The following is a 2,750-nucleotide window of genomic DNA, read 5'->3' as shown; positions in this document are numbered from 1 at the left end:
TGACGAAGAACAGGAGCGAAAAGGACCAAAAAATCGCCCAAAGCACACACGAAAACGGATACATCAAGCCAAGAAAAACTTTTTGGAGAAATTCAAAACAGCTTCTAAAATCTTTCCGGAATATGAAGGAAAATGCTTACCTTTGCACGCAAACTTGATTTATTAGAAAAACAACGTGACAAGAAAGAAGAAAGAACTTCCTTTACTGGAAAAGGTAACGATAACGGATGTGGCGGCAGAGGGAAAAGCTGTTGCCAAGGTGAATGATTTGGTCATCTTTGTGCCATACGTAGTGCCGGGCGATGTTGTCGATTTGCAAGTCAAGCGGAAGAAAAACCATTATGCGGAAGCTGTAGCCGTAAAGTTGCACGAAAAGTCTCCGATGCGTGCAGAGCCGTTTTGCGAGCATTACGGTGTGTGTGGCGGATGCAAGTGGCAATGTCTGGCGTATGCCGACCAGATTCGGTACAAGCAAAAGCAAGTGTATGACAATCTGACCCGCATCGGGAAAATCGAATTGCCGGAAATCAGCCCCATCATCGGTTCGGAAAAGACGATGTATTATCGCAATAAGCTGGAATTCACATTCTCGAACAAGCGTTGGCTGACCGAAGAAGAAGTGAAGCAGGATGTGAAATACGAGCAGATGAATGCAGTGGGTTTTCATATCCCCGGTGCGTTCGACAAAGTACTTGCCATCGAGAAATGCTGGCTCCAGGATGATATTTCCAATCAAATCCGCAACGCTATCCGCGACTATGCATACGAACATCAGTATGCTTTTTTCAACCTGCGCACGCAAGAAGGCATGTTGCGCAATATGATGGTACGCACTTCTTCGACCGGAGAGTTGATGGTCTTGTTGCAATGCAAGATTGTGAATGACGAGGAATTGGAGAAAATGAAGGAACTCCTTCAATTTGTGGCGGACAAGTTCCCTCAAATCACCTCCTTATTATATGTGGTCAATAACAAATGCAACGATACAATCGGCGATTTGGATGTATGCGTATTCAAAGGGAAAGACCATATTTTCGAAGAGATGGAAGGGCTTCGGTTCAAGGTAGGTCCCAAGTCATTCTATCAGACCAATTCAGAACAAGCCTATAATTTATATAAGGTAGCCCGTGACTTTGCCGGATTAACGGGCAATGAGCTGGTATATGATTTGTATACCGGAACCGGAACCATCGCTAATTTCGTTTCCCGTCAGGCTAAAAAGGTAATAGGAATCGAATATGTGCCCGAAGCGATAGAGGATGCCAAAGTCAATTCAGAATTGAACGGCATAAAGAATACCTTGTTTTATGCAGGCGATATGAAAGATATCCTGACCGAAGATTTTATCCGCACGCATGGACGGCCCGATGTGATCATTACCGACCCGCCTCGGGCAGGCATGCATGGCGATGTCATTCAGGTGATATTGGCGGCAGAACCGGAACGCATCGTTTATGTGAGTTGCAATCCGGCTACACAAGCCCGCGATTTGCAGTTACTCGATGTGAAATATAAAGTAAAGGCAGTCCAGCCGGTAGATATGTTTCCACATACGCATCATGTGGAAAATGTGGTATTGTTAGAAAAGAAAATTCATTAAAAAATAATAGACGTGGCAATAAAAGACTTTAAGACAAACAAGCCTATTAAGGCGCATGCTACTTCGAAATATACAACTTACCGGGTAACCGAACCTGCCGGATTGATGGAATTCCTGATGAAGAAAATGGCAGGAATAAGCCGCACACGGGTTAAAGCTTTATTGACTAACCGGGTGGTATTGGTGGACAATACGATTCAGACGCTTTACAATTATCCGTTGCAACCGGGCATGTGTGTGCAAATCAGCCGGGAAAAGCACAAACACGAATTCCATCATCCGATGCTGAAGATTTTGTATGAAGATGCATACATCATCGTTGTCGAAAAAAAAGAAGGGTTGCTCTCGGTTGCTACAGAACGTCAAAAAGAGCGGACGGCACAACATATATTAAATGAGTATGTAAAACGGATTCATAAAGGGAACCGGATTTATGTCGTCCACCGCCTGGATAGGGAAACATCAGGTATTATGATGTATGCCAAAGATGAAAAAACGCAGCATACATTACGTGATAACTGGCACGACCTTGTGCGCGACCGCCGCTATGTAGCAATTGTACAAGGAGAGATGGAACAAGATGAAGGCACGGTATGTTCTTGGCTTACCGACCGTAAGCTATACGTAAGTTCCTCTCCGGTAGATGACGGAGGCAAATATTCGGTGACTCATTATCACACCATCAAGCGTGCCAATGGCTTTTCGTTATTGGAATTGCAACTGGAAACGGGGCGGAAAAATCAGATTCGCGTACACATGCAATCATTAGGGCATCCCGTTGTAGGAGACGAACGTTATGGATGCGAAATGAATCCGTTGGAAAGATTGGCCCTTCATGCCTTTAAATTGTGTTTTTACCATCCAGTAACACACGAATGGATGGAGTTTGAGACCCCATACCCCACTCCTTTCAAGACATTGATGCTAAGAAGATAAGAAAAAACTGTTTTCGAGGATGTTTTCTCGATTTTATGAGAATGATAGCGGGCTATCCGACGAATAAAATTTGCAAAATAAACCTAAGCAAAGTTTAAACAGACTCTAAGAAGCTGTTTTGAATTTCTCCAAAAAGTTTTTCTTGGCTTGATGTATCCGTTTTCGTGTGTGCTTTGGGCGATTTTTTGGTCTTTTTCGCTCCTGTTCTTCGTCA

Annotated in this window: 2 protein-coding genes; both read left to right on the top strand. The window is 43.7% G+C overall.

Going from position 1 to position 2,750, the window contains the following annotated elements:
• Positions 1–175: 175 nt before the first annotated feature.
• On the top strand, positions 176–1,600 hold the full coding sequence (rlmD, locus tag B5F71_RS19120; protein WP_087213506.1) for a 23S rRNA (uracil(1939)-C(5))-methyltransferase RlmD: 1,425 nt from the start codon (positions 176–178) through the stop codon (positions 1,598–1,600).
• Positions 1,601–1,612: 12 nt separating this feature from the next.
• On the top strand, positions 1,613–2,536 hold the full coding sequence (locus B5F71_RS19115; RefSeq protein ID WP_087213502.1) for an RluA family pseudouridine synthase: 924 nt from the start codon (positions 1,613–1,615) through the stop codon (positions 2,534–2,536).
• Positions 2,537–2,750: the final 214 nt, after the last annotated feature.

The organism is Bacteroides sp. An269 (assembly GCF_002159755.1).
In the GTDB taxonomy this organism is placed as follows: domain Bacteria; phylum Bacteroidota; class Bacteroidia; order Bacteroidales; family Bacteroidaceae; genus Phocaeicola; species Phocaeicola intestinalis.
This window is presented reverse-complemented; position numbering and strand designations above follow the sequence as displayed.